Origin of the sequence: Undibacter mobilis (assembly GCF_003367195.1) — a bacterium.
Lineage (GTDB): Bacteria > Pseudomonadota > Alphaproteobacteria > Rhizobiales > Xanthobacteraceae > Pseudolabrys > Pseudolabrys mobilis.
Genome location: NZ_QRGO01000002.1, coordinates 502,516 through 527,204, shown reverse-complemented (window position 1 = coordinate 527,204; position 24,689 = coordinate 502,516). Strand labels below are relative to the sequence as shown.

The 24,689-nt window shown below is 64.1% G+C and carries 27 protein-coding genes; 18 read left to right on the top strand and 9 right to left on the bottom strand.

The window, feature by feature from the left end; translation table 11 throughout:
- Position 1 precedes the first annotated feature (1 nt).
- Together DXH78_RS16705 and DXH78_RS16700 are read right to left on the bottom strand one after the other, a co-directional pair.
- Positions 2–961 (bottom strand): branched-chain amino acid ABC transporter permease, encoded by a 960-nt coding sequence (locus tag DXH78_RS16705; RefSeq protein ID WP_115518351.1) that lies wholly within the window; start codon positions 959–961, stop codon positions 2–4.
- A 249-nt stretch (positions 962–1,210) separates the two neighbouring features.
- Positions 1,211–2,113 carry an NAD(P)-dependent oxidoreductase gene (locus DXH78_RS16700; protein ID WP_115518350.1) on the bottom strand — a complete coding sequence of 301 codons (903 nt, stop codon included), beginning with the start codon at positions 2,111–2,113 and terminating at the stop codon, positions 1,211–1,213.
- 260 nt (positions 2,114–2,373) lie between these two features.
- Between DXH78_RS16700 and DXH78_RS16695 the strand changes: the two genes are divergently transcribed.
- A complete protein-coding gene (locus tag DXH78_RS16695; protein WP_115518349.1) occupies positions 2,374–3,183 on the top strand; it encodes an N-acyl homoserine lactonase family protein in 810 nt (269 codons plus the stop codon).
- Here DXH78_RS16695 and DXH78_RS16690 read toward each other — a convergent pair.
- On the bottom strand, positions 3,180–4,082 hold the full coding sequence (locus tag DXH78_RS16690; RefSeq protein WP_115518348.1) for a substrate-binding domain-containing protein: 903 nt from the start codon (positions 4,080–4,082) through the stop codon (positions 3,180–3,182). The two genes, DXH78_RS16695 and DXH78_RS16690, sit on opposite strands and share 4 nt — an antisense overlap.
- A 101-nt stretch (positions 4,083–4,183) precedes the next feature.
- Between DXH78_RS16690 and DXH78_RS16685 the strand changes: the two genes are divergently transcribed.
- The 6 genes from DXH78_RS16685 to DXH78_RS16660 all read left to right on the top strand — a co-directional run bounded on the left by DXH78_RS16685 (position 4,184) and on the right by DXH78_RS16660 (position 8,194).
- Complete coding sequence (locus DXH78_RS16685) at positions 4,184–4,363, top strand: DUF4089 domain-containing protein (protein ID WP_115518347.1); 180 nt, start codon at positions 4,184–4,186, stop codon at positions 4,361–4,363.
- A 16-nt stretch (positions 4,364–4,379) separates the two neighbouring features.
- Complete coding sequence (locus DXH78_RS16680) at positions 4,380–5,765, top strand: AtzE family amidohydrolase (RefSeq protein WP_115518346.1); 1,386 nt, start codon at positions 4,380–4,382, stop codon at positions 5,763–5,765.
- A 19-nt stretch (positions 5,766–5,784) separates the two neighbouring features.
- Positions 5,785–6,177 (top strand): oxalurate catabolism protein HpxZ, encoded by a 393-nt coding sequence (gene hpxZ, locus DXH78_RS16675; RefSeq protein WP_115518345.1) that lies wholly within the window; start codon positions 5,785–5,787, stop codon positions 6,175–6,177.
- Between the two features lie 140 nt (positions 6,178–6,317).
- Complete coding sequence (locus DXH78_RS16670; protein ID WP_115518344.1) at positions 6,318–6,686, top strand: hypothetical protein; 369 nt, start codon at positions 6,318–6,320, stop codon at positions 6,684–6,686.
- 137 nt (positions 6,687–6,823) lie between these two features.
- Positions 6,824–7,528 carry a CoA transferase subunit A gene (locus tag DXH78_RS16665; RefSeq protein WP_115518343.1) on the top strand — a complete coding sequence of 235 codons (705 nt, stop codon included), beginning with the start codon at positions 6,824–6,826 and terminating at the stop codon, positions 7,526–7,528.
- Between the two features lie 12 nt (positions 7,529–7,540).
- Positions 7,541–8,194: a CoA transferase subunit B gene (locus DXH78_RS16660; RefSeq protein ID WP_115518342.1), complete on the top strand. Its 654-nt coding sequence runs from the start codon at positions 7,541–7,543 to the stop codon at positions 8,192–8,194.
- A gap of 52 nt (positions 8,195–8,246) precedes the next feature.
- Here DXH78_RS16660 and DXH78_RS16655 read toward each other — a convergent pair whose 3' ends face one another.
- A complete protein-coding gene (locus DXH78_RS16655) occupies positions 8,247–9,254 on the bottom strand; it encodes an NADP-dependent oxidoreductase (RefSeq protein ID WP_115518341.1) in 1,008 nt (335 codons plus the stop codon).
- 108 nt (positions 9,255–9,362) lie between these two features.
- Positions 9,363–10,778 carry a dihydropyrimidinase gene (gene hydA / locus DXH78_RS16650; RefSeq protein WP_115518340.1) on the bottom strand — a complete coding sequence of 472 codons (1,416 nt, stop codon included), beginning with the start codon at positions 10,776–10,778 and terminating at the stop codon, positions 9,363–9,365.
- Positions 10,779–10,881: 103 nt separating this feature from the next.
- Between hydA and DXH78_RS16645 the strand changes: the two genes are divergently transcribed.
- The 11 genes from DXH78_RS16645 (at position 10,882) to DXH78_RS16595 (ending at position 20,307) form a co-directional block, all read left to right on the top strand.
- Complete coding sequence (locus tag DXH78_RS16645) at positions 10,882–11,100, top strand: SlyX family protein (protein ID WP_115518339.1); 219 nt, start codon at positions 10,882–10,884, stop codon at positions 11,098–11,100.
- Positions 11,101–11,207: 107 nt separating this feature from the next.
- A complete protein-coding gene (locus DXH78_RS16640; protein ID WP_115518338.1) occupies positions 11,208–11,978 on the top strand; it encodes an aldolase/citrate lyase family protein in 771 nt (256 codons plus the stop codon).
- Between the two features lie 222 nt (positions 11,979–12,200).
- Positions 12,201–12,959 (top strand): ABC transporter ATP-binding protein, encoded by a 759-nt coding sequence (locus DXH78_RS16635; RefSeq protein ID WP_115518337.1) that lies wholly within the window; start codon positions 12,201–12,203, stop codon positions 12,957–12,959.
- Positions 12,952–13,668 carry an ABC transporter ATP-binding protein gene (locus DXH78_RS16630; RefSeq protein WP_347337776.1) on the top strand — a complete coding sequence of 239 codons (717 nt, stop codon included), beginning with the start codon at positions 12,952–12,954 and terminating at the stop codon, positions 13,666–13,668. Before DXH78_RS16635 ends, DXH78_RS16630 begins: the two co-directional genes overlap by 8 nt.
- A 69-nt stretch (positions 13,669–13,737) precedes the next feature.
- Entirely contained in the window at positions 13,738–14,949 is a 1,212-nt protein-coding gene (locus tag DXH78_RS16625; protein WP_115518335.1) for an ABC transporter substrate-binding protein, read from the top strand.
- A 119-nt stretch (positions 14,950–15,068) separates the two neighbouring features.
- Positions 15,069–16,283 (top strand): ABC transporter substrate-binding protein, encoded by a 1,215-nt coding sequence (locus tag DXH78_RS16620; RefSeq protein ID WP_115518334.1) that lies wholly within the window; start codon positions 15,069–15,071, stop codon positions 16,281–16,283.
- 139 nt (positions 16,284–16,422) lie between these two features.
- Positions 16,423–17,310 carry a branched-chain amino acid ABC transporter permease gene (locus DXH78_RS16615; protein WP_115518333.1) on the top strand — a complete coding sequence of 296 codons (888 nt, stop codon included), beginning with the start codon at positions 16,423–16,425 and terminating at the stop codon, positions 17,308–17,310.
- The gene (locus DXH78_RS16610; protein ID WP_115518332.1) at positions 17,310–18,287 is read left to right on the top strand and encodes a branched-chain amino acid ABC transporter permease; all 978 of its coding nucleotides are present in this window, start codon (positions 17,310–17,312) and stop codon (positions 18,285–18,287) included. The genes DXH78_RS16615 and DXH78_RS16610 overlap by 1 nt, the downstream gene beginning before the upstream one ends.
- A 220-nt stretch (positions 18,288–18,507) precedes the next feature.
- Entirely contained in the window at positions 18,508–18,774 is a 267-nt protein-coding gene (locus DXH78_RS16605) for a TIGR03809 family protein (RefSeq protein ID WP_115518331.1), read from the top strand.
- A gap of 44 nt (positions 18,775–18,818) precedes the next feature.
- The gene (locus tag DXH78_RS16600; protein WP_245416909.1) at positions 18,819–19,136 is read left to right on the top strand and encodes a c-type cytochrome; all 318 of its coding nucleotides are present in this window, start codon (positions 18,819–18,821) and stop codon (positions 19,134–19,136) included.
- 73 nt (positions 19,137–19,209) lie between these two features.
- A complete protein-coding gene (locus DXH78_RS16595; RefSeq protein WP_115518329.1) occupies positions 19,210–20,307 on the top strand; it encodes an NADH:flavin oxidoreductase/NADH oxidase in 1,098 nt (365 codons plus the stop codon).
- Positions 20,308–20,327: 20 nt separating this feature from the next.
- Here DXH78_RS16595 and DXH78_RS16590 read toward each other — a convergent pair whose 3' ends face one another.
- The 4 genes from DXH78_RS16590 to DXH78_RS16575 form a co-directional block, all read right to left on the bottom strand.
- The gene (locus DXH78_RS16590) at positions 20,328–21,095 is read right to left on the bottom strand and encodes a DUF3750 domain-containing protein (protein ID WP_115518328.1); all 768 of its coding nucleotides are present in this window, start codon (positions 21,093–21,095) and stop codon (positions 20,328–20,330) included.
- 104 nt (positions 21,096–21,199) lie between these two features.
- Positions 21,200–22,534 carry a TIGR03808 family TAT-translocated repetitive protein gene (locus tag DXH78_RS16585; protein WP_115518327.1) on the bottom strand — a complete coding sequence of 445 codons (1,335 nt, stop codon included), beginning with the start codon at positions 22,532–22,534 and terminating at the stop codon, positions 21,200–21,202.
- A 24-nt stretch (positions 22,535–22,558) separates the two neighbouring features.
- Positions 22,559–23,179 (bottom strand): pyroglutamyl-peptidase I, encoded by a 621-nt coding sequence (locus DXH78_RS16580; protein WP_115518326.1) that lies wholly within the window; start codon positions 23,177–23,179, stop codon positions 22,559–22,561.
- A 25-nt stretch (positions 23,180–23,204) separates the two neighbouring features.
- Positions 23,205–24,680 carry a methyl-accepting chemotaxis protein gene (locus DXH78_RS16575; RefSeq protein WP_115518325.1) on the bottom strand — a complete coding sequence of 492 codons (1,476 nt, stop codon included), beginning with the start codon at positions 24,678–24,680 and terminating at the stop codon, positions 23,205–23,207.
- Positions 24,681–24,689: the final 9 nt, after the last annotated feature.

Below are 24,689 nucleotides of genomic sequence, written 5' to 3'. Positions count from 1 at the left end.
TTCAGGTCCTCTCCGAAACGCGGCCGAAGAAGCCTTGCGGACGCAGGAACACGATGAGCAGGAAGGCGACGAAGATCGCGGTGTTCTGAAGCTGCGTCGGCAGGACCAGCGTCGAGAGCTGCTGCACGAGGCCGATGGTCATGCCGCCCCAGAACGCACCGATGATGCTGCCGAGACCGCCCAGCACCACGCCGGCATACATGACGATGACGAATTCGAGGCCGACATGCGGCTGGAACGGATAGTTGGTGGCGAGCAGACCGCCGGCGATGGCGGTGATGGCGGTGCCGAGCGCGAAGGCGATGCGGTGGGCGTAGTCGACGTCGATGCCCATATAGGTCGCCGCGGTCGGATTGTCGGCGGCGGCGCGCAGCGATTTGCCGAGGCGCGTGCGCCCGATCATCATGGCGAGCGCGATAATCACCAGCCCGGAGAGCAAGGCGGCGATGGCGCGCGCCTTGTTGACGAAGATCTCGACGAGATCGCCCCACAGCGGGCCGACGATCCAGGCGCTGCTCGACAGCGGCGTGCGCACCGAGACCTGGATCGACCCGAAGACGATCTGGCTGGCGTTCTGCAGGATCAGCGCGATGCCGAGCGTCAGAATGAGCTGCGCGTAATGGCCTTCGCCTTCGAGCTGCGCCGTATTGGAGCCGGACACGCGCGAAATGAGCGTGCGGTGAATGAAATAGCCGACCATGAACAGGATCGGCGCGGCGATCATCACGGCGACATAGGGGCCGACGACATTGCCGAACAAAGTCTGCACGCCGAGAGCGACGAACAGATAATACGTCGCGTACATGCCGAGCATCATGAAATCGCCCTGGGCGAAGTTGATGACGCGCATGACGCCGAAGATCATGGCGAGGCCGACGCACATCAGCCCGTAAATGGCGCCGAGCAGGATGCCGGCCATCAGCGATTGCAGAAAATTCTCGGCGAGAATGGGAAAGGTCATTGGCCGTTCACCGTGGACAGGCGAAAGGCGGCGTGCGTGATGGCGGCATGATCGCCAGCATGATCGCCAGCATGGGCGCGTCGGGCGAGAGTGCTCCTCGCTCGTATCTGTACGGTGTCCCGGCGGCCCATCGTAATCCTCCCCATCGTTGGCTTTTGTTGTTGTCGCCGGACCTCCCACAGTCCGGTCTCAGGCTTCGTCGAGCGATCTGACGCGTCACTCCAGTTGGCCAAAACGGCAGGCCAGGTTTCAGGTCTTTTTGCTGCGGATTTCGACGCCGGCCCATTCCTCGATCACCTTTGCGATCGACGTGAAATCGGAGTCGGGTCCGTATTTGGCGTTGGTGACGGCCAGCATCTGGCGAATGACGGCACCGGCGACCATCGGCACGCCTAGCGCTTCGGCTTCGTCGACGCAGAGCCGCACATCCTTGTAGGAGAGGGCGGTGGCGAAGCCGTAGTCGAATGTGCCGGTCAGGATCGATTTCGGGAACTTGTCCTGCGTCGCGCTGTTGCGGCCGCTGCCGGCATTGATGATGTCGATCATCACCTGAGGATCGAGACCGGCCTTGACGCCCATCGCCAGGGCCTCCGACGACAGCACGATCGCCGCTGCGGCGAGCAGATTGTTGCCGAGCTTGGCAACCTGGGCGAGGCCGGGCTTTTCGCCCGTAAAGAATGTCTTGCCGAACACTTTCAGAATGGGATCGATGGCGTCGGCGATCGCTTTGGGTCCCGACACCATCACGGCCAGCGTGCCTTTTTCGGCACCGGGCACGCCCCCGGAAACCGGAGCGTCGATCCAGTTGATCTGCCGATCGCCCAGCGCTTTCGCGATCGCGGTGGCGGCGCTCGGGCCACTGGTCGACAGGTCGATTACGGTCTTGACCGCGTTACCCTGGCTTACGCCGTTGGGGCCGAGCACAACCGAGGTTACGATCGGCGGCGTCGGCAGGCTGAGAAGGACGATATCTGCCGCAGACGCGACTTCCGCCGCCGATTTCGCCAGCTTGGCGCCGCGTGCGACCAGAGGTGCCGTCGATGCCGGGTTGGAATCGTAGACACACAGGCGGTAGCCGGCGTCGAGAAGCCGTCCCGCCATGGGCCCGCCCATTCGGCCGACCCCAATAAATCCGAGAAGTTGCCCGGTCATTGTGTCCTCCCGGCCGGCACGCGACAGACCGTCGCCAGACCAGCTTTTGTATTATTATATTATTGTAACGCCAAGCCGACGGCGAAAGCGACATGCAAGTTCCGCATATCAGAATTTCACAATCTGGTTTGAGGCCTGCTTTGCTTGCGATTGCGCCGATGGTCTAAGCAAAAGCCAAACAACAGGTCCGGCGCCCCACAGGCCGGGCAAAAATGTCGCATGCGCGCGCATGACGACTGCACCCCCGAGGAAACCTGCCAATGCCGTCCGCTCTGCCCGAATTCGAGCTCTATGCCATCCGCTACGCCACGCGGCCGGCGCAGCGCCGCGATCATTTCATCGGCGGCGATCCGCATGAAGGCCCGATGCCGATGGACTATTTCCTCTGGGCCGCCGTTTCGGCAGACAAAACCTATGTCATCGATTGCGGCTTCACCGCCGAAGTCGCCGCCAAACGCCAGCGCACCTTCCTGCGCGATCCGATCGACGGTCTCAAGCTGATCGGCATCGATGCCGATGACGTTACCGACGTCATCCTCACGCATCTGCACTACGACCACGTCGGCAATTTTCACCGTTTCCCGAAGGCGCGCTTCCATCTGCAGGAGCCGGAAATCCATTACGCCACCGGCCACTACATGGCCTATCCGCGGCTGTCGCATTCCTTCGAGGTCGAGGATGTCTGCGGCATCGTTCGGTTGAATTTCGCGCAGCGCGTCGCTTGGCACTTCGGCTCCAAGGAACTGACGCCCGGCATTTCACTGCATGTGGTCGGCGGCCATTCGGCCGGTTTGCAGTTCGTGCGCGTCCACACCAAACGCGGCTGGGTCGTGCTCGCCTCCGACGTCTCGCATTTCTACGAGAACATGGAGAGCCGCCGGCCTTACACGACGTCGTTTCATGTCGGCGAGATGCTCGACGGCTTCGAGGCGTTGTTCGCGGAAGCGCCGACGCCGGCGCATGTCGTGCCCGGCCACGATCCTCTGGTGATGAAGCGCTACCCGGCGCCGAGCCAGGACCTCGAGGGCATCGTCGTGCGGCTTGACGTGATGCCGAAGGAGGCGGGTTAGACCAGCTCCCGCGTCACGTCGTCGAACAGTTCGTCGACCGACATCAGGCGCGGGATGACCTGCTGTTCGTATGAATAGCGGATGATGGTTTCGAGCGCCTTGCGGTTGGCCTCGACGCCGAACGGCACCGGATCGATGCCGCCTTTCGTGCTGTCGGAGTATTGCGCCTTGCTCTCTTTCAGCACGCGGAAAATCTCGCGCACCACATCGGGCCGCGTTTGTGCGAGTTCACTGCGCACCACGAACAGATGGTTGATCGGCACCATGCCGTTCTTCTTCGACCACTCTTCCGCAGCTCTGTGCGGATCGGGAAAGAGCGGCGCGACGCGCGGCTCGTCGGGCAGGTCGCCGCCGAGAATGGCGCCGTCGAGTTCGCCGTCGACCAGCATCTTCTCGACGTTGGAGCCGGCCGGCAGGCGCACGCAGTTTGACGGGTCTTTATATTCGGCGAGATGGCCGTCGTCGGTAGTGCACCACGTCACCTTGCCCAAGTCGACGCCGTATTCGTCCTTGAGGATGCCGCGCACCCAGACGCCCGTGGTTACGGAGTAGGAGCGGGTGCCGAAGCGCTTGCCCTCGATGTCCTTGGGCGTCAGCGCCCCGCGCGCCACATTATAATGAATGGTGTGGTGCTGGCCGCGCGCCATGACCACGGCGGGCAGCAGCGTCAGCGGCTTGCCGTAAATTTTGGCCTGCAGGAAGGTGACGATGGCCAGTTCGCCGGCGTCGAACTTGCCCTCGCGCACCATCGGCTTGAAGCCCTGGTTGGCGACCTTCGGCCCGGTGAAATTGAAGCGCACCCGATCGGACGTCACCGCACCGGCTTTCAGCGCGCGCGTCACCGGATAATCGGCGAGGTTGGTATCGAGGGTGACGGGGCCTGAGGCGGGGTAGGGCATAATGGTGTCGGTCCGAAGCTGGTCGTCGTATTACGCCGCTGTCGCGCTTGGCGTCAAACTTGCATACAATTCGTGCAGTGCTCTGTACCCGAAGGTTCGCCATGGCCGACAAACTCGACGACTTCATCGATGCCGCAGCCGGGGCGCTCGACCTGCCGCTCGAGCCGGCCTGGAAACCGGCCGTAAAGGCCAATCTCGAGGTGTCGCTGCGCCACGCCGCGGCCTTTGCCGATTTCCCGCTGCCGGACGAAGCCGAGCCGGCGCCGATCTTCAAGGCGTGAGCGGGAGCACAGTCATATGAGTGACGATGTCACCTGGTCGTCGGCTGCGGATATCGCGGCTGCCGTTCAATCCGGAAAAGTCAGTGCGCTGGAGGTGACCGAGCAGATGCTTGGCGTCATCGACAAGCGCAATCGGGTGCTCAATGCCTTCACGGCGGTGACCGACGAACGCGCGCGCGCGAGGGCCAAGGCGATCGATGCCTCGCCCGATAAAGCGAAGCTGTCGCTTGCTGGCGTGCCCTTCGCGGTGAAGAACCTGTTCGACATCGAGGGCCTGCCGACGCTCGCCGGCTCGAAGATCAACCGCGCGCGGACGCCGGCGCCGCGTGACGCCGTATTGATGGAGCGGCTGGAAGCCGCCGGCGCGGTGCTGGTTGGTGCGCTCAACATGGGCGAATACGCCTACGACTTCACCGGCGAGAATGTGCATGACGGTCCCTCGCGCAATCCGCACGATCCCGAGCGCATGACCGGCGGCTCGTCCGGCGGTTCGGGCAGCGCGGTCGGCGGCGGCATGGTGCCGCTCGCGCTCGGCTCCGACACCAACGGTTCCATTCGCGTGCCATCGTCGCTATGCGGCATCTTCGGCCTGAAGCCGACTTATGGGCGGCTCACGCGCACGCGCTCGTTTCCATTCGTCGCCAGCCTCGATCATCTCGGGCCCTTCGCCCGCACGGTGCGCGATCTGGCGTTGAGCTATGACACCATGCAGGGCTTCGACGCCGAAGATGCGGCTTGCGTCGATCGCCCGCTAGAATCGACGACGCCGTTTCTGGAGCAGGGGCTCGATGGCCTGCGCGTCGCGGTGGCTGGCGGCTATTTCCGCAAAGGCGCATCGCCCGAGGCGTTGAGCGCGCTCGACGCCGTGGCGAAAGCGCTGAATGCGCGCGAGGTGGAAATTCCGGAAGCCAATCGCGCGCGCTCGGCGGCTTACGTTATCACCACGACCGAAGGTGCGGCGCTGCATCTCGAGCGCCTGCGTCGCCAGGCGAATGATTTCGATCCGGCGGTGCGCGACCGTCTCATTGCCGGCGCCATGATTCCATCGACGCTGGTCGTCAAGGCGCAGAATTTCCGCCGCTGGTATCGCGACGCGGTGCTCGCTCTGTTCAAGGACTGCGACGCGATCCTGGCGCCGGCGACGCCGGTGACCGCGCCTAAAATTGGCCAGGTGAATTTCACCCTCGACGGCATCGAAATGCCGGTGCGCGCCAATATGGGCCTCTACACGCAGCCGATATCGTTCATCGGCCTGCCGGTGGTGGCGGTACCGGTGCCGCTCAAGCCGCTGCCGATCGGCGTGCAGATCATCGCCGCGCCGTGGCGCGAGGATGTGGCGCTGCGCATTGCCCAGGCGCTGGAGACGATGGGTGTCGTGGCGGCACCGCGGCCCGCTCTATAATTGCTCTGAAGGAACGAAGATGCCCGACATTGATATCCCCGAAGTCGTCGCCGAGGTGCGCAAGGCGTTCGAGGATTATGAGAAAGCGCTGGTGAACAACGAGGTCGACAAGCTCGACGAACTGTTCCGCGACGATGCCCGCACCATCCGCTACGGGGCCGGCGAAATTCTCTACGGTTATGCCGAGATCAAGGCGTTCCGTGCCGCGCGCTCGCCGGTCGGGCTGGGGCGGACCCTGGCCCGGACTGTGATCACCACCTATGGCCGCGACTTTGCCACGGCTTCGACGCTCTATGAGCGGCCGTCGGCGCCGGGCAAGATCGGCCGGCAGATGCAGACCTGGGTGAGGTTCCCCGAAGGCTGGCGGGTTGTGGCCGCGCATGTCAGCCTGATCGACGCGCCGAAAAACTAGGACCTTCACAAACAACGAGATTTTTGCGATCCCGGGTCTGCAGCGCACCGCGAAGGCGCGCTGCGCCCGGGAAGGTGACTGCTCTGCCGCGCGCGGGCTAAAATACCGGGCAGGGCCTTGATGCCTTAAAGGAAGCTGCCATGCCCATCGATCTGGCTGAGGTGAACTGGCTCTATGTCATCATCCTCGCGTTCTTCGTCTTCATCGCCAGCCTGATTGGCAATGTGCTGTCGTGGCAGAGCCGGACCACCGCGGCCGGCATGACGGCGATCCTGTTCGCCGTGGTTTTCATCGCCTGGAGCTACTATCCGCACGGCCTGCCGCTGCCGACGCGGCTCGGCGCCACGGTGGTGCCCGTCGCTGCGCCGCCTCCGCCGGCCACGCCCGCGGCCCCGGCAGCACCGGTTCGCCCCGCCAACCCGGTCCGTGACATCACCCCGCCGCGCAATCCGGTCACCGACGTGACGCCGCCGCGTAACCCCGTGACCGACGTGACGCCGCAGCGATAGTGCCGGTTCGCGAGAGCGGTTCGCCCTGCCGAAACGCCGTCGCGAACGGGCGGACATGACCTTTCGCTCCTGCGAAAGTCCGGCTAGAAACAGCCCAGCTACAAGAACTGGAACCCGGGTGAAACGGCAGGGACAGAATGAAGAAAGTGTATCCTGATGCGAAGTCGGCGCTCGCCGGCGTCGTTAAAGACGGCATGATGGTGATGGCCGGTGGCTTCGGCCTGTGCGGTATGCCGACGGACCTGATCGTGGCGCTGCGGGACAGTGGCGTGAAAAACCTGACCTGCGTGTCGAACAATGCCGGTATCGACGGCGCGGGCCTCGGCCTGCTGCTCGAGACGCGGCAGATCAAGAAGATGATCGCGTCCTATGTCGGCGAGAACAAACTGTTCGCGCAGCAATATCTCGCGGGCGAATTGGAAATCGAATTCAATCCGCAGGGCACTCTGGCCGAGCGCATGCGCGCCGGCGGCGCTGGCATTGCCGGTTTCTACACCAAGACCGGCGTTGGCACCGAGATCGCCAAGGGCAAGGAAGAAAAGGTGTTCAACGGCGAGCGCTACATCCTCGAGACCGGCCTCGTTGCCGATATTTCGCTGGTCCACGCCTGGAAGGGCGACACCGAGGGCAACCTTGTCTACCGCAAGACCGCGCGCAACTTTAATCCGATGATGGCGACCGCGGGCCGCATCACGGTGGCGGAGGTCGAGCACCTCGTGGAACCGGGCGAACTCGACGGCGACGAAATCCATACGCCGGGCGTGTTCGTGCAACGCATCATCAAGAGCACTTCCGAAAAGCGCATCGAAGTGCGCACCACGCGCAAGCGCGTGATGGCCTAAGGAGCACGAGCGATGGCATGGACCCGCGATCAAATGGCCGAACGCGCCGCCAAGGAGTTGCGCGACGGCTTCTACGTCAATCTCGGCATCGGCATTCCGACGCTGGTGTCGAACTACATTCCCGATGGCATGTCGGTGCAGCTGCAGAGCGAGAACGGCATGCTCGGCTTCGGCCCGTTTCCCTATGAGGGCGACGAGGACCCGGACCTGATCAACGCCGGCAAGCAGACCGTGACCGAACTGCCGACCACCAGCTACTTCTCGTCGGCGGACAGTTTCGCGATGATCCGCGGCGGCCACATCGACCTCGCACTATTGGGCGCGATGCAGGTGGCCGAGAACGGCGACCTCGCCAACTGGATGATCCCCGGCAAGATGGTCAAGGGCATGGGCGGCGCCATGGATCTCGTTGCCGGCGTCAAGAAGGTGGTCGTGATCATGGAGCATACGGCGAAGGATGCGCCGAAGCTGCTGCACAAATGCGACCTGCCGCTGACCGGCTCGCGCGTCGTCGACATGGTGATCACCGATCTCGGTGTCTTCACCATCGACAAGAAGGGCGACGGCGGCATGACGCTGATCGAACTGGCGCCGGGCGTCACGCTCGACGAGATCACCCAGAAGACCGAAGCCAAGTTCAAGGTCGACCCGAAGCTGAAGCACTAGGCTTTCGGCCTCGGCGCGAAATGCAAAATGCCCGGCAAGAGCCGGGCATTTTTTATGGCGTCAGTCTAATCAGCCGCTTGCCGAGGTTCTCGCCGCGATAGAGTTCGGCAATGGCGCCCGGCGCGTGCTCGATGCCTTCGGCAATATCCTCGCGGTATTTGAGCTTGCCGTCGCGGACCCATTGCGCCAGCCGCGTCGCGGCCTCCTCGTAGCGGTGCGCATAGTCGAACACGATCAGCCCGGCCATGCGCCCGCGCTTGACCAGGATGTGGCGCTCGATGCGCGGGCCGCTCGGCCACGGGTCCCATGACGACACCGAGGCGGTGCCGCAAATGACGATGCGAGCGCCGACATTGATGTGCTGGATGACCGCGTCGCTGATCGCGCCGGACGTGTTGTCGTAGTAGACATCGACGCCGCGTGGGCAGGCGGCTTTCAGCGCAGCGTCAAGATCGCCGCTCTTGTAGTCGATGGCCGCGTCATAGCCGAAGGCGTCCTTGCACAAGGCGACCTTGGTGGCGCCGCCCGCAATGCCGACGGTGCGGCAGCCCATCAGTTTGGCGATCTGTCCGACCGCGGAACCGACCGAGCCGGCGGCCGTGGATACGACCACGGTATCGCCGGGCTTCGGCAGGCCGAGATCGAGCAGGCCGAAATAGGCGGTGAGGCCGTTGAGGCCGAGCACGCCGAGCGACAGCGACAAGGGCAGGTCGGTTTCCTTCACCTTGCGTGTGATGTTGGTGCCGTCCGACAGTGCGTAGTCTTGCCAGCCGAGCATGCCCATCAACTTGTCACCCTCGGCGAAGCCGGGATGACGCGACTTGACCACGGTGCCGGCGGCAAACGCACGCATGACTTCGCCGATGCCGACCGGCGTCGAATAATTGGCGACCGCCGACACCCAGCCGCGCATGGCCGGCTCGACCGAGAGGAATTCGTTGCGGACGAGGAACTGGCGGTCGCCGGGCTCGGGGACCGGCGCGCTGGCGAGTTCGAAGTGCTCGGCCTGCGGGATGCCATCGGGGCGGGATTTGAGAAGGATTTGTTTGTTCGCGGACATTGGTTTCTTTCCTTCTGTCATGGCCGGGCTTGACCCGGCCATCCCGCTTATATGGGCACTGTGCGCCCCTAAGCGGGATCACCGGGACAAGCCCGGTGATGACAAGAATTAAGCTGTGCGAGGCTTGGCTAACTCCGATTTCTCCCGCGGCACGTAAGCGCCGGCACCGAGTGTGCCGACCAACTCACCATCCCGCACCACAAACTTGCCGCGCACCATCGTGGAAATCGGCCAGCCCGTCACCTTGATGCCTTCGTAGGGCGTGTAGTCGGTGCCGCCATGCATCAGGCTCTGCGAGATCGTCACTTCGCGCTTGGGGTCCCACAACGCGATGTCGGCATCGGCGCCGACGGCAATCGTGCCTTTCTTCGGATACAGGCCGTAGGTGCGGGCGTGATTGGTCGCGGTCAGCGCCACGAACTCGTTCAACGAGATGCGACCCTTGCCGACGCCTTCCGAGAACAGGATCGGCAGCCGCGTCTCGACGCCGGGAATGCCGTTCGGCACCCAGCGGAAGCTGGTCTTGCCCTTTGGCGCCAGCTTGCCCTGCGGATCGTCGTAGCGGAACGGGCAGTGGTCGGACGAGAACAGCGAGAAGATGCCTTGCTGCAAGCCTTCCCAGCAGGCGATCTGGCTTTCCTTGTCGCGCGGCGGCGGCGAGCAGACATATTTGGCGCCCTCCATGTTGAGGCCGTCCATGTCCTTCTCGGTCAGCATCAGATATTGCGGGCAGGTCTCGCCATAGATCTTGAGGCCGCGGCGCCGGGCGCGCGCGATTTCGTCGCGCGCCTGACCGTTCGAGACATGCACGATCATCATCGGCACGTCGATCAATTCAGCGAGCGAGATGGCGCGATGCGTGGCTTCACGCTCGACCGCGATCGGCCGCGACGTGCCGTGATATTTCGTCTCGGTCTTGCCGGCCTGTTCGAGGCGGTCGGTGAGGAAACGGATGGCGTCGTAGTTCTCGGCGTGCACCATCATCATGGCGCCGGTCTCGCGCGCCACGGTCATGACCTTGAGCATTTCCATGTCGGAGAGGGCGAGGCCCTCATAGGTCATGAACACCTTGAACGAGGTGTAGCCATCATGAACGAGGGCGGGGAGTTCCTGGCCGAGCACGGCGTCGGAGGCGTCGGCAATGATGAGATGGAATGAGACGTCGATGTAGCACTGGCCATCGGCCTTCTTGTGATACGCCTTCACGACCTCCCGCAGGCTCTCGCCCTTCTGCTGCATGGCGAAGGGCAGCACCATGGTGTTGCCGCCGAAAGCCGCCGAGCGTGTTGCCGAGGCAAAATCGTCGGCCATGACGATGCCGGGGCCGGAAGGCTGGGAAATATGCACATGGCTGTCGATACCGCCGGGCAGCACCAGCAGGCCGGTCGCATCGACGATCTCCGCGGCGGTGCCCAGGTTCGCCCCGAGGGCGGTAATCCGACCGCCGGCAATGCCGACCTCGCAACTGAAGGTATCGGAGGCGGTGGCCACGGTGCCGCCGCGGATGATGGTGTCGAACGTCATGGGCCCTTCGGTATGTTCATCGCGGAAGATCGTAGTATCTCAGACTTTTGCTGCAGTTGCGATATGGTCGCGCCGCTGCTTCGTGCCCGCCCGGAGATCCGCCATGGACGATATTGCCACACTCAATGCTCGCCTTGTCGAGCTGGAGATCGGCCGCGCCCATCAGGACCGCGTCATCGAGGACCTGAATGAGGCGATCACGGCGCAATGGAAGCTCATCGACGAGTTGAAGCGGGATATCGCGCGGCTCACGGCCGAAGTCCGGGAAGCCGCGGTCGCGACCGGTCCGGGCGAGCCGGAGCCGCCGCCGCCGCATTACTGAGCCGCACCGGCGTCCGGCGGGGGTTAGCCATTTGATTTTCGAGGCCGAGCCGGTACAGCATCGGCGCCAATGGCTGCACGGAAACGACGAAGAGACGGGATACGATCATGACCGAGTTCAGGCGCAACGCCTTCAAAGCCGGCCTTCGCGCCAAGAAACTGCAGATCGGATTGTGGCAGAGCCTGTGCAGCAACATCGCCGCCGAGATCTGCTCCGATTCCGGCTTTGACTGGCTGCTGCTCGACACCGAGCATTCGCCGAACGAAATTCCCGATCTGTTGTCGCAATTGCAGGCGATCGAGAAGGGCACCGCGACCGGTATCATCCGTCCGGCCTGGAACGATGCCGTGCTGATCAAGCGCTGCCTCGATATCGGCGCGCAGACCTTGCTCATTCCTTATGTGCAGTCGGTCGAGGAGGCGAAGGCCGCTGTAGCCGCCACGCGTTATCCGCCGCACGGCATTCGCGGTGTGTCGGTCGCCGCGCGCGCCAGCCGCTATGGCCGCGTACCCGGTTATCTGACGAAGGCGAACGAGGAAATCTGTGTGCTGGTGCAGGTCGAGACGCGGCAGTCGCTCGATGCCATCGAAGGCATTGCGGCCGTTGAAGGCGTCGACGGTGTGTTCATCGGTCCGTCGGATCTGGCGGCGTCGCTTGGCCACCTCGGCAATCCGCAGCACGCCGACGTGCAGGCGGCGATGAAGGAGGCGGTGGAACGTTTGACCAAGGTGGGCAAGCCGGCCGGCATTCTCACCGGCAACGAGGAAGAGGCGCGCCGCTACATCGACTGGGGTTACCTGTTCGTCGCGGTCGGTTCGGATGTGGGGCTGCTCGCCAAGAGTGCGGACACGCTGGCCCGGAAGTTCAAGCCCGCGTGAACGGGTGTCGTCCTGTCCTCGCGAGGGGGTGGGGTGCTGCATTATACTTACGTCGAATTTTGCACCAATGTTTACAGCCGCGTGACAGCGCCTGCCTCTCCTTGAGGCAGTTTAGCGTTCAAATGCTATTTGCAACTGCGAGATAATGAAATACCAATAGACCCCAAGGCCCTTGCCGGGAGCGTCGCTGTTCCCGAGAATGAGGGCGAGGGGAAATGTCTCATGAGTGCGGAATTGATCCTCGAAACCGAGGGTCTGACGAAGGAATTTGCTGGTTTCACCGCGGTGGGAGGAGTTGACCTGCGTGTTAAACGCGGCAGCATCCACGCGCTGATCGGGCCCAACGGCGCCGGCAAGACCACCTGCTTCAATTTGCTCACCAAGTTCCTGGCGCCGACCAGTGGCCGCATCGTCTTCAAGGGCGCGGACATTACGGCGCTGGCGCCGGCCGATGTCGCCCAGCTCGGTCTGGTGCGCTCGTTCCAGATTTCCGCCGTGTTCCCGCATATGACGGTGCTGGAAAATGTCCGCATCGCGCTGCAGCGGCGCCTGCGCGGCGCATCGATGGATTTCTGGCGCTCCCGGTCGGTGCTCGACGCGTATAACGACAAGGCGCTGGCGCTGATCGCCGATGTCGGCCTGGCCGACTACGCGCAGTGGAACGCGGTGGAACTGCCGTACGGCCGCAAGCGCGCGCTCGAAATCGCGACCACGCTGGCGCTCGATCCGGAGATGCTGCTGCTCGACGAGCCGACCGCCGGCATGGGGCACGAGGACATTGCGCGCATCGCCGAACTGATCAAGCGCGTCGCCAGCACGCGCACGGTGCTGATGGTCGAGCACAATCTGTCCGTCGTCGCCGATTTGTCCGACACCATCACCGTTCTCACGCGCGGCCGCGTGCTCGCCGAGGGCAACTACGAGACGGTATCTAACAATCCCGATGTGCGCGAAGCCTATATGGGGGTCGGCCATGCTTGATCGGACCGCTCCCCTTCTGCAGGTGAAAGATCTGCAAGCCTGGTATGGCGAGTCGCATATTCTGCACGGCGTCTCGTTCGACGTGCGCGAAGGCGAGGTGGTGACGCTGCTCGGCCGCAACGGCGCGGGCAAGACCACGACCATGAAGTCGATCATGGGCATTGTCGGCCAGCGCGCCGGCTCGGTGCAGTTCGAGGGCCAGGAACTGATCGACAAGGCGTCGAACCAGATCGCCCGGACCGGCATCGCCTTCTGTCCCGAAGAGCGCGGCATCTTCGCCAGCCTCAGCGTCGAGGAAAACCTGACGCTGCCGCCGGTGGTGCGGCCGGGCGGGCTGTCGCTGGAACAGATTTTCGAATTGTTTCCGAACCTGAAGGAGCGGCTCGGCTCCAGCCAGGGCACCAAGCTGTCGGGCGGCGAGCAGCAGATGCTAGCGATCGGCCGCATCCTTCGCACCGGCGCGCGGCTGCTGCTGCTCGACGAGCCGACCGAAGGCCTGGCGCCGGTCATCATCCAGCAGATCGGCAAGACCATCCGCGCGCTCAAGCAGCAGGGCTTCACCATCCTGCTGGTCGAGCAGAACTTCCGTTTCGCCTCGACCGTGGCCGATCGCTACTACGTCATGGAACATGGTCGCGTCATCGACAAGTTCTCCAACGCCGAGCTGGAGGCGAATGTCGACAAGCTGCACGAGTATCTCGGAGTTTAAAAACAAGACCTTCAACGTAAGAAGCGCAATAAAACTGCACCGGAAACGCAAATGTTTGGGAGGGATACGATGAAGAAAACGATTGGCTTGGCGACCCTGGCCGCCCTGCTGCTGGGTGGCACCGCATACGCGCAGCAGATCAACGTCAAGGTCGGCGTTCTGACGGATATGTCGTCGCTCTATGCCGACGACACCGGCATCGGCTCGGTCATCGGCGCCAAACTCGCCGCCGAGGATTTCATGAAGACCAATCCGAACGTGAAGGTCGAGGTGGTCAGCGCCGATCACCAGAACAAGGCCGACGTCGGCTCCAACATCGCCAACCAGTGGTACGACCGCGACGGCGTCGACATGATCGCCGACGTGCCGAATTCGGGCGTCGCGCTGGCCATCGCCGAAGTGACCAAGAACAAAAACAAGGTCTTCGTCGGATCGGGTCCCGCGTCGTCGGATCTCACCGGACCGAAGTGCTCGCCGAACACCATTCACTGGACTTACGACACCTGGATGCTGGCCAACGGCACCGGCAAGGCCATGGTGAAGACCGGCGGCGATACCTGGTTCTTCCTGACCTCGGATTACGCCTTCGGTCATGCGCTCGAGCGCGATACCGCGGCGGTGGTCGAGGCGAGCGGCGGCAAGGTGCTCGGCAAGGTGCGCCACCCGATCAACACCAACGACTTCTCGTCGTTCCTGCTGCAGGCGCAGGCGTCGAAGGCCAAGGTGATCGGTCTGGCCAATGCCGGTGGCGACACCATCAACGCCATCAAGCAGGGCGCCGAATTCGGCATCGTTGCGGGCGGGCAGAAGTTCGCCGGCCTTCTCATCTTCGCGCCGGACGTCGCCGCGCTGGGGCTGAAGACCGCGCAGGGCCTGACCTTCACCGAGACCTGGTACTGGGATCTCAACGAAGACACCCGGGCCTGGACCAAGCGGTGGGACAAGGAGCGTAACTCGCCCGGCAAGCTGCCGAGCATGAACATGGCCGGCGTCTATTCCGGCACGCTGCACTATCTCAAGGCGGTGGCCGCTGTCGGCAGCGCCAAGGATGGCAAGGCCGTTGCCGACAAGATGAAGCAGCTGCCGGCCGAAGACACGATCTATGGCAAGAGCGTCGTCCGCGAGGACGGCCGTGTGCTGCATCCGGCCTATCTCTTCGAGGTGAAGAAGCCCGAAGAGTCGAAATATGCCGGCGACCTCTATCACCTGCGCGCGACCATCCCGATGGAAGAAGCCTTCCGTCCGCTCAAGGATGGCAACTGCCCGCTGGTGAAGGGCTAAGCGAAAACGGCGCCCCGTTGGGGGCAGCGGGGCGCCGACGCTGGCCTGTTACTGAACTTGCGTGCGTCGATCTGAACGAAGCTTGAAATGTGCCGAACGGCACCGAATGGAGAATGGGAATGCAAGTAGTGAAGCGGACTTTTGCCCTGGCGGCTCTCACCGCCGCTCTCGCCTGCGGTACCGCGCAGGCTCAGCAACTCAACGTCAAGATCGGCGTGCTCACCGACATGTCGTCGCTCTACGCCGATCTCGCCGGTCCCGGCTCGGTCGAAGCGGTCAAGCTGGCGGTCGAAGACTTCAACAAGACCAATCCGAATGTGAAGGTCGAGATCATCAGCGCCGACCATCAGAACAAGGCCGACATCGGCACCAGCGTCGCCAATCAGTGGCTCGACCGCGACGGCGTCGATGTCATCATCGACACGCCGAATTCGGGCGTCGCTCTGGCCGTTAACGAAGTCGTTCGCGCCAAGAACAAGGTGTTCATCAACTCCGGCGCCGCGTCGTCGGATCTCACCGGCGCCAAGTGCTCGCCGAACACGGTGCATTGGACCTACGATACCTGGATGCTCGCCAATGGCACCGGCAAGGCCATCGTCAAGACCGGCGGCGATACCTGGTTCTTCCTGACCGCAGACTACGCCTTCGGCCATGCGCTCGAGCGCGATACCGCGGCGGTCGTCACCGCGAATGGCGGTAAGGTGGTCGGCCAGGTGCGCCATCCGCTCAACTCGAGTGATTTCTCGTCGTTCCTGCTGCAGGCTCAGTCGTCGAAAGCCAAGATCATCGGCCTTGCCAATGCCGGCGGTGACACGGTCAACACGATCAAGCAGGCGGCCGAATTCGGCATTGTTGCGGGCGGCCAGTCGCTGGCCGGTCTTCTCGTCTTCGCCAGTGACGTCAACGCCCTTGGTCTGCAGGCGGCGCAGGGTCTGGTCCTGACCAACACCTTCTACTGGGATGCCAACGATCAGACGCGCGCGTGGACACAACGCTGGCAGAAGGCGCGTCCGGGCAAGATTCCGACCATGGTGCAGGCCGGCGTCTATGCCGGAACGCTGCACTATCTGAAGGCGGTCGCGGCGCTCAAGAGCAAGGATGACGGCAAGGCGGTGGTCGCCGAGATGAAGAAGCTGCCGACCGACGACGTTCTGTTCGGCAAGGGCAGCATTCGTGCCGACGGCCGCAAGATTCACCCGGCTTATCTCTACGAAGTGAAAAAGCCGTCGGAATCGAAGGGCCCTGGCGACATCTACAAGCTGCGCGCCACCATCCCGGCGGATGAAGCATTCCGTCCGCTCAAGGACGGCGGCTGTTCGCTGGCGAGCGGCTGATCGTCTTTATCCCTCTCCCGAAGGGGGAGGGCGGCGAGTAACAGCGAGCCGGGTGGGGCTCCTTGCTGATCCCCACCCGTCTCATCGCTTCGCGATGATCCACCTTCCCCTCGCGGGGGAGGGATAGAAGAGAGAGAGCATGTTCACGATCTTCGGAATTCCATCGGCGGCCTTGTTCGGACAGTTGTTGATCGGCCTGATCAATGGCTCGTTCTATGCGTTGCTGAGCCTTGGGCTTGCCGTCATCTTCGGCATGCTCAACATCATCAATTTCGCGCACGGCGCTCAGTACATGCTCGGCGCGGTCGCCGCGTTCCTGATGCTGAACTTTCTCGGCATCAACTACTGGGCAGCGCTGATCCTGGCGCCGGTGATCGTCGGTGCCATCGGCATCGTCATCGAGCGCACCTTCCTGCAGTGGTTGTACAAGCTCGATCATCTCTATGGCCTGCTGCTGACCTTCGGTCTGGCGCTGATCATCGAGGGTGTCTCCCGCAACTATCTCGGCTCGGCGGGCCTGCCTTACGCGCTGCCGGACTCGCTGCGCGGCGGCCAGAATCTCGGTTTCATGTTCCTGCCGAATTACCGCGCCTGGGTGATCGCGGTGTCGCTCGTTATCTGCTTCGGCACCTGGTACGCGATCGAGCGTACGCGGCTGGGCGCCTATCTGCGCGCCGCGACGGAGAACCCGACGCTCGTGCGCGCCTTCGGCATCAACGTGCCGGTGATGATCACGCTGACCTATGGTTTCGGCGTGGCGCTTGCGGCCTTCGCCGGCGTCATGGCGGCGCCGATCTATAACGTGTCGCCGCAAATGGGCGCCGAACTGATCATCGTCGTCTTCGCCGTGGTGGTGATCGGCGGCATGGGTTCGATCCTCGGCGCCATTCTCACCGGCTTCGGCCTCGGTGTCGTCGAAGGCCTGACCAAGGTGTTCTTCCCCGAAGCCTCCAACACGGTGATCTTCGTGATCATGGCTATCGTCCTGCTGGTGCGTCCGGCCGGTCTGTTCGGAAGGGGCACCTGATGCAGGCATCATCGTCATCCACGGCCGGCGTGGTTGTCGCGCGCGAGCCGTCATTTCTGCAGCGCCAGGGCGAGGTCATTGGTTTCGTCATTATGGTGGTGGCGCTCATCGTTGCGCCGTTTTTCACCTATCCGCTGTTCCTGATGCAGGCGATGTGCTTTGCGCTCTTCGCCTGCGCCTTCAACCTGCTGATCGGCTATGTCGGGCTGCTGAGCTTCGGCCACGCGCTGTATTTCGGCTGGGCGAGCTATCTGGCTGCGCATGCCGCCAAGGTCTGGGGCTTCAATCCCGAATTCGCGATTCTGACGGGCACGCTGACCGCGGCGGTCTGCGGCTTTCTTGCCGGCTCGCTGGCGATCCGCCGCCAAGGCATCTACTTCGCCATGATCACGCTGGCGCTGGCGCAGATGATGTATTTTGTGGCGCTGCGCATGAAGTTCACCGGCGGTGAGGACGGCATTCAGGCGGTGCCGCGCGGCAAGCTGTTCGGCTTCATCGACCTGTCCAATGACACCACCATGTACATCTTCGTCATGGTGGTTTTCCTGGCCGGCTTCCTGCTGATCTACCGCATCATCCATTCGCCATTCGGCGAGGTGCTGAAGGCGATCCGCGAGAACGAGCCGCGCGCCATCTCGCTCGGCTACAAGACCGACCGCTACAAACTGATCGCCTTCGTCCTGTCGGCGACGCTGGCCGGCGTTGCCGGGTCGACCAAGGCCATCACCCTGCAGATCGCCTCGCTGACCGACGTCAATTGGCCGATGTCGGGTGAGGTAGTGCTGATGACCCTGGTGGGCGGTCTCGGCACGATTTTCGGGCCGGTGGTCGGCGCCTTTGTCATCCTGGCGATGCAGTTCAAGCTATCGTCGGTCGGCGAATGGGTGCTGGTGATCCAGGGCGTGATCTTCGTATCCTGCGTGCTGCTGTTCCGGCGCGGCATCGTGGGCGAGATCGCGGCGCTGTTTAAGCGATAAACGGCAGTTTTATCGGTGGATGACGAGGACCGGCGGCCCGGCAAAATTAAACAAATCGTTAATGGCCGCCGTCGCTATGTTGTTTCAAACGCTGGCGAATCACTTTAAACAACACAGTGTTATCCACATCGTGCCGGAGTCGTCTTAGTCGCATTGTTCGTCGTTACGTTGCACGTAACGATCAGGGGGTAGACGAATCGGCACTTGCCAACGGCCTCCCATGCGGACTTTGCCCGGCAGTACTGATCTGGAGAGGATCGCGCGGCGCTGGCACGATCTCGCCGAACAGCGCCTCGCTTACTATACTGAACTGTACCGCAGCGGCCGCTGGAAGCATTACTACACGCAGGAAAGCTTTGCCGTCCGCATGCTCGACGTGATCGAGGACGCAAAGAAATGGCGTCAGTTGGCTGGCCGGCCCATGGCTCAAGAACCCGCGCAGGGCGAACCCGCGCGCGAGATGTCGGTCGTCCGCTCGGCGGCCTGAGCGCCCCGCGGCGCATCCTTTCCGATATTGCCAAGACTGCCGTTGTGCTTGCCGTTGCGGGGCTTGTCCTGATCGCAGGCGGCCCGGTATCGGCGGCGCCGGACGCCGAGCAGCTCAAGCGCGGCGAGGACCTGCTTATTACCTATTGCGGCAGCTGCCACGCCATCGGCCGCACCGGCGACAGCCGGCGGCCCGACGCGCCGCCGTTTCGGACATTGGGCAAGCGCTATCCCATCGATTCCCTGGAGGAGTCGCTCGGCGAGGGCATCATGTCCGGCCATCCGGACATGCCTGAACTGAGTTTCGACGGCGATGACGTCGGCGCCATTGTCGACTATCTCAAATCCATCCAGGTGCGCTGACTGGCGCATCGCTCTATCCTGCCGGCGAACTCCCGCCATTCGCCAAATCCCACCATTGCCAGCGAGTATTCTCATGAGCAGCGCGCTTTTCTCGTCCCTCCCGGTTGCCGGCGTTACGCTGGCCAACCGTCTCGTGGTTGCGCCGATGTGCCAGTATTCGGCCAATGACGGCTCGGCCTCCGACTGGCACATGATGCATCTCGGCATGCTGGCCAATTCCGGCGCCGGCCTGGTGATCGTCGAGGCGACCCATGTCGAGCGCCACGGCCGCATTACCCATGGCTGCGTCGGGCTCTATTCGGACGCCAACGAACTGGCGCTCGGCCACGTCATCGCCGCGGCGAAGACCTACGGCAAGGCCAAGTTCGGCGTGCAGCTGGCCCATGCCGGCCGCAAGGCGTCGTCGCAGCGGCCCTGGGAGGGCGGCACTTTCCTGCGCCCCAATGAGGATGCATGGGCGACCATCGCGCCGTCAGCTCTTCCTTTCGGCGACGGCTGGCACACGCCGCGCGAAATGACCGAGGCCGACATGGATCGCGTGCGCGACGCCTTCGTCAATTCGGCCAGGCGCGCGCTGCGCGCCGGCTTCGACGAAATCGAACTGCACATGGCGCATGGCTACCTGATGCACACCTTCCTGTCGCCGATCTCCAACAAGCGCACGGACCAGTATGGCGGCTCCCTCGAGAACCGCATGCGCTTCCCGCTATCGGTCGCCCAGGCCGTGCGCGCGGTGGTGCCGCAGGACGTGCCGCTCGGCGCCCGGATCACCGGCTCTGACTGGCAAGAGGGCGGTATCACACCGGATGAAGCCGTCGCCCTTGCCAAGGCGCTGAAGACGGCCGGCGTCGACTTCGTCTGTGTGTCGTCCGGCGGCGTTGCGGGCGGCATTCATAACCCGACGGGGCTCGGTTACAATGTGCCGCTCGCCGAGGCGGTCAAGAAGGGCGCCGGGATCAAGGTGCGCGCCGTCGGCCTCATCACCACGGCGGAGCAGGCCGAAGACATTGTCGCCTCCGGCAAGGCCGATCTTGTCGCCGCGGCGCGGGCCTTCCTCGACGATCCGCATTTCGGCTGGCACGCCGCCCGGACGCTCAATGCCGACGTGGCGATCCCGAACCAGTACCTGCGGGTCGGCCCGAAATTCTGGTCGCCGACGCCGAAGGCGTAACGCTTCACAATGACGGCTTGTTACCCCGCCAGCCCGATCTGTGTTGGCGGGGAAACGCCGATGCGGCCGAAGCCCGGCAGCTTGAGCGCCGGATAGCGCACATCGAAGCCGGCGACGAGGCCGAGCAGATTGACCTCGAAGCCCTCGATCCAGCCGACCTTGAGGCCGGCCAGCCCGTAGGCGGACAGCTCGACACCGGTGCCGGAGTCGGTGCGGCCGGCATAGAAGCCGTCGCGGAAGTCACGGCCGACGGCATTGGCGGGCAAGGTGGCCTTCAGTTCCGGCACGGCGCGCAGCACCGCGGCGGTGAAGCTGTTGGAGTTCGGGCCCGGCCAGATGCGGTAGTCGCCGGCCTGTGCATAGGCATAATCGCGCACCGCGGCCTCGACCTTCGGGATCAGGCGTTCCGCCTCAGCGCCGCCGACGTCGACAATGGCGACCGGCGCGTTGCCGTACCAGCGGCCGTCCGCCGGCCAGCCATTCATGCGCACCGGCGTGCCCCAGCCGACCACGTCGTAGCGCGTCCAGCGCGTCTCGCCGGCGCGCTTGAACACGATCCAGCTATGGACCGAGAAAATGCCCTTCCAGGCGCCGGTGGTGCCGGAGAACACGACCAGCCGCGCCGGCTGGAACTGGCGGGCCGGCGGCAAGGTGCCGGTCGAGGACCAGTCGGCCTCGCGCCAGGAGCGGGCGCCGTCGCCGGCGACGTAAAGGGCGGCGCGCGCAATCAGCGGCACCAGGAAGATTGCGAAGACAAGGAGCATGGTGAGGGCGCGGCGGCTGGGCATGAACGGAAAATAGAAGATGGGGCTTGGGTGAAGCCCTAAGGTGGGTTCGCGGCGCGGATGGAGCAAGGGCTTCGGCCGGCGGCGCCGGGCAGGAACGTCGGCGCTCAGGTCACTTTGTTGTCAGCGATCGTCAGCTGCGGGAACTTCTCCGCGCCGCCACGGGTGAGATCGCCGGTCGCCGCCTTGTCCCAGGCCATGCCGACCACGGCGCCGCGTTTGATGCCGGAAAACACATTGGCCGTGATCTCGGCGCGGCCGGCGCCCTCGACCACCGAGACGCCGACGCCGATCCCGGCGTCGCGCACCGTGTTTGCGGTGACCTTGCAGTCGCGCAGATATTTGCCCGATCCGACCTCGATGCCCATCGTCGGCGCGTTCTCGATGACATTGCCGGACACGGTGGTGTCGGCCTCGACGCCGATGCCGACGCCGGCCGAATCCGGCCCGCCCTGCGGCCGCTTGTTGATCAGATTGCGCACGACATTGCCGCGCACCACGGCGAGATGACCGCCCTGGTCCATGTTGGTGACGGCAATGCCGACCGCGGCGGTGTCGATGGTGTTGTCGACGATGGTGGCATCGACGAAATCGAACTCGGAATAGATCGCGACCTCGCCCAAGGCGAAACACTGATTGTTGCGAATGACGATGTGCGAGGCGGCGTTGCCGCGCACCGCGGTGAAGGCGGCGCGGCGGATGGTGTTGCCGCGCACGATGACGCCCTCGGCGCGATAGACGTTGATGGCGTTGCCGTTCTGGCCGTCGCCGCCGCCGCGCGCCTGCGTGTCCTCGATGGTGTTGTTCTCGATGACGCTGCCGTCATGGCGCTTGGCGCTCTGCCAGACGCGGATGCCGCCATTGCCGGACTTTGCAATCGCGTTGCCGCGGATCATGAGGCGGCCGTCGAGACTGAACAGGGCGTTGTCGGCGCTGTTGGTGATGCTGTTGCCTTCGATGGCGCCGGTGCATCGCGTCAGTGCCACGGCATTGCCGCCGGCATTGACGATAGTGCAATCGGTGAGGCGCAGATCCGGGATCGCGATGAAGCTGATGAGCGCGCTGTCGCCGAGCTTGATGTTGCCGCCGTCGAGGCTCAGCGCCTCGAGCGTCACGGCGCGGGCATCCTGCGCCAGGAACAACGCCGGACCTTGCACAAGCTGAAGGTGAGTGGCGCCGCGCGCGCCGACGATGCGGGCGCCGGAGCCGAGCCGCAGCGGCCCGCTGCGATAACGGCCGGGTGCCAGCCACAAAGGCTGCTGCGCGCGCGTGGCCTCGTCGATGGCTTTCTGCAGCGCGCGCGTCTGGTCGCTGTCGGCATTGGCGCGCACGCCGAAGCGCGCGGCGTCGAGGCCTTTGGGCTCTTGCGCGCGCGCAGCAACGGGCGCGGCAAGCACCGAGGCGACAGAACCGGCGATCAGGTCGCGGCGGGTGAACGGCATGGCACCAGAATGCGCGGGACCGGCTTAGGTCCGGTTAACGGCGGCGTGTAAAGCCACCAGCATTGTCTCGCCAACACGGGCGAGATCGGTCGCAGTGAAGGGCCTGTTCGAGCCCGCCCTGGATGGCCGCGCAAAGCGCGCCACCTTCGGTACGTGGACGAAGGCGGCGAGCCGCACGCCGCTGTCCACCGCACGCCAGCACAGATAGTTGCACAGATAGCGCCCGGCATCACGCGACAGGACAGCAGGCAAGCGCGTCTCGCGCGCCGCGGCAAGCAGGCGTTGCGCCGGCATAGGCATCCTGCGTGCGGACGGAGCTTCCGGTGCGATGACGCCCCGCCCTAGTACCTTGCCGGAGGCGTCCGGCAGCAAGGCGAGCGCGTTGCGCGCCCGCGTCTCGATGCGGATGGCTCGGGCCCGGCCATGCAGCCCGAACATCAGCAACGCATCGGGCTTGTACTCTGCGATCAGCGCCGGCAGGTCGCGATCGACGGCGGCATAGCTGGTCGTGAAAATGTGCGTGACGATGGTCGTGCCCGCCAGCGCCGGTCGCCTCAGGCGGGCCAGCGCGCGCACCAGCTTCACCGTCGGATTATATGGCGCGCCGGGAAAGGGGCCGAAGCCGGTGATGAGGAGGGTGGGCATCAAGGCAGCTTAGCCGAACGCGTCGTTACATCGCCACCTTGATCAGGAAGCGTTCGACTTCGCTCTTCAAATTGGCGCTGGCCTTCTCGACCGCTTCGGAGGCCGTCAGCACCGTCTGCGCCGAATGCTGCGTGCCGCTGGCGGCATCGACCACCTCGCCGAGCACGGTGTCGATGATCTTCGAGCCGCGCGCGGTGCTCGTTACATTGTGCGAGATCGAGCCGGTGGCGCTCGCCTGCTGCTGCACCGACGCCGAGATCGACGTGGTGTGGCTGTTGATTTCGTCGATGCGGTTGGCAATGCGGCCGATGGCCTCGACCGAATCCTGCGTGGATTTCTGGATTTCGAGGATCTGCGCTGAGATATCCTCGGTGGCGCTGGCGGTCTGCACGGCGAGCGCCTTGACCTCGCTGGCGACCACCGCGAAGCCGCGGCCGGCGGCGCCGGAGCGCGCCGCCTCGATGGTGGCGTTTAGGGCCAGCAGGTTGGTCTGTCCGGCAATGTTGCGGATCAGCTTGACCACGTCGCCGATCTTGTCCGCGGCGCGCGCCAGCCGCTTGATGTCTTCATTGGTGACGTAAGCTTCATCGAGCGTGACGCGCACGATCTGCGTGGCGCGCATGAGCCGCTCATCCACTTCCGATGCCGACGCCGACAGTTGCTCCACCGCGGCCGCCACCGTCTCGACATTGGTCACCGCTTCCTGCGACGTGCGCTGGGCATCTTCGGCGCGCAAGGTGGTGCGGCCGGAAGCCTCGAGCAGCGCCGCGGCGGTGGCGTGCATCTCGGTGGCGCTGTCGGCAACGGTTTTCAGCAGCGTCTCGGCGCCCTGACGGAATTCGTTGATCGCCGCTTCGGTGGCGGACCGGCGCCTTTCCTGATGTTCGCTGGCGATGCGGCTCTTCTCGGCGGCGCGGCGTTCGGTGATATCCTCGTGCGTTGTAATCCAGCCGCCGCCCTGGATCGGGTGATTGGTGATGAGGTAGAGGCGGCCCCGGCCGGCGTCGATCTCGGCGGTGGTGGTGCGGCCTTCGCGATAGGCCTTGAGAAACTTCTCGCGGTATTCCTGCGGATCGAGCTTGAACAGGCCTTTGGCAACGCGGCGCGCCAGCACCTGCGACAAGGTGGAGCCGACCTTCACGTCGTCCGGCGACAGGTCGTACATGCTGTAATAGAGCTGATTGCAGACAACGAGTTGTTCGTTGTCATCGAACATGCTCAGGCCATGCGGCATACTGTTGAGCGCGCGGCGGATCTGCTCGCTGGTGCGGCGCTGGCGGCGCGTGAAACGTGCTGCTGTTGCGGTGGCGGTTAATTGTCCGACGACGGCAGCGAGCACTGCGCAAAGGACAATCACGACTTCACGCGATATGCCGACAGGCGGAATGATGGACGCGATGGTCAGTACAAGGGCGAAAGTTGCGCTGAAGGCAACGAGCCCGACGGCCGTAATTTTGGCCAAACCGCTTTTGAGCGCGGCGAAGAAAGTTCCGATCCGCATTGGCTGATC

Coding starts and splice junctions, on each gene's coding strand:
- DXH78_RS16665 (WP_115518343.1), top strand. CDS start 6,824: ATGAAGAAAGTGTATCCTGATGCGAAGTCGGCGCTCGCCGGCGTCGTT.
- DXH78_RS16625 (WP_115518335.1), top strand. CDS start 13,738: ATGAAGAAAACGATTGGCTTGGCGACCCTGGCCGCCCTGCTGCTGGGT.
- DXH78_RS16700 (WP_115518350.1), bottom strand. CDS start 2,113: ATGACCGGGCAACTTCTCGGATTTATTGGGGTCGGCCGAATGGGCGGG.
- DXH78_RS16690 (WP_115518348.1), bottom strand. CDS start 4,082: ATGCCCTACCCCGCCTCAGGCCCCGTCACCCTCGATACCAACCTCGCC.
- DXH78_RS16640 (WP_115518338.1), top strand. CDS start 11,208: ATGACCGAGTTCAGGCGCAACGCCTTCAAAGCCGGCCTTCGCGCCAAG.
- DXH78_RS16670 (WP_115518344.1), top strand. CDS start 6,318: ATGCCCATCGATCTGGCTGAGGTGAACTGGCTCTATGTCATCATCCTC.
- DXH78_RS16685 (WP_115518347.1), top strand. CDS start 4,184: ATGGCCGACAAACTCGACGACTTCATCGATGCCGCAGCCGGGGCGCTC.
- DXH78_RS16645 (WP_115518339.1), top strand. CDS start 10,882: ATGGACGATATTGCCACACTCAATGCTCGCCTTGTCGAGCTGGAGATC.
- DXH78_RS16595 (WP_115518329.1), top strand. CDS start 19,210: ATGAGCAGCGCGCTTTTCTCGTCCCTCCCGGTTGCCGGCGTTACGCTG.
- DXH78_RS16590 (WP_115518328.1), bottom strand. CDS start 21,095: ATGCCCAGCCGCCGCGCCCTCACCATGCTCCTTGTCTTCGCAATCTTC.
- DXH78_RS16620 (WP_115518334.1), top strand. CDS start 15,069: ATGCAAGTAGTGAAGCGGACTTTTGCCCTGGCGGCTCTCACCGCCGCT.
- DXH78_RS16610 (WP_115518332.1), top strand. CDS start 17,310: ATGCAGGCATCATCGTCATCCACGGCCGGCGTGGTTGTCGCGCGCGAG.
- DXH78_RS16580 (WP_115518326.1), bottom strand. CDS start 23,179: ATGCCCACCCTCCTCATCACCGGCTTCGGCCCCTTTCCCGGCGCGCCA.
- DXH78_RS16630 (WP_347337776.1), top strand. CDS start 12,952: ATGCTTGATCGGACCGCTCCCCTTCTGCAGGTGAAAGATCTGCAAGCC.
- DXH78_RS16705 (WP_115518351.1), bottom strand. CDS start 961: ATGACCTTTCCCATTCTCGCCGAGAATTTTCTGCAATCGCTGATGGCC.
- DXH78_RS16605 (WP_115518331.1), top strand. CDS start 18,508: ATGCGGACTTTGCCCGGCAGTACTGATCTGGAGAGGATCGCGCGGCGC.
- DXH78_RS16680 (WP_115518346.1), top strand. CDS start 4,380: ATGAGTGACGATGTCACCTGGTCGTCGGCTGCGGATATCGCGGCTGCC.
- DXH78_RS16575 (WP_115518325.1), bottom strand. CDS start 24,680: ATGCGGATCGGAACTTTCTTCGCCGCGCTCAAAAGCGGTTTGGCCAAA.
- DXH78_RS16695 (WP_115518349.1), top strand. CDS start 2,374: ATGCCGTCCGCTCTGCCCGAATTCGAGCTCTATGCCATCCGCTACGCC.
- hydA (WP_115518340.1), bottom strand. CDS start 10,778: ATGACGTTCGACACCATCATCCGCGGCGGCACCGTGGCCACCGCCTCC.
- hpxZ (WP_115518345.1), top strand. CDS start 5,785: ATGCCCGACATTGATATCCCCGAAGTCGTCGCCGAGGTGCGCAAGGCG.
- DXH78_RS16585 (WP_115518327.1), bottom strand. CDS start 22,534: ATGCCGTTCACCCGCCGCGACCTGATCGCCGGTTCTGTCGCCTCGGTG.
- DXH78_RS16635 (WP_115518337.1), top strand. CDS start 12,201: ATGAGTGCGGAATTGATCCTCGAAACCGAGGGTCTGACGAAGGAATTT.
- DXH78_RS16615 (WP_115518333.1), top strand. CDS start 16,423: ATGTTCACGATCTTCGGAATTCCATCGGCGGCCTTGTTCGGACAGTTG.
- DXH78_RS16660 (WP_115518342.1), top strand. CDS start 7,541: ATGGCATGGACCCGCGATCAAATGGCCGAACGCGCCGCCAAGGAGTTG.
- DXH78_RS16655 (WP_115518341.1), bottom strand. CDS start 9,254: ATGTCCGCGAACAAACAAATCCTTCTCAAATCCCGCCCCGATGGCATC.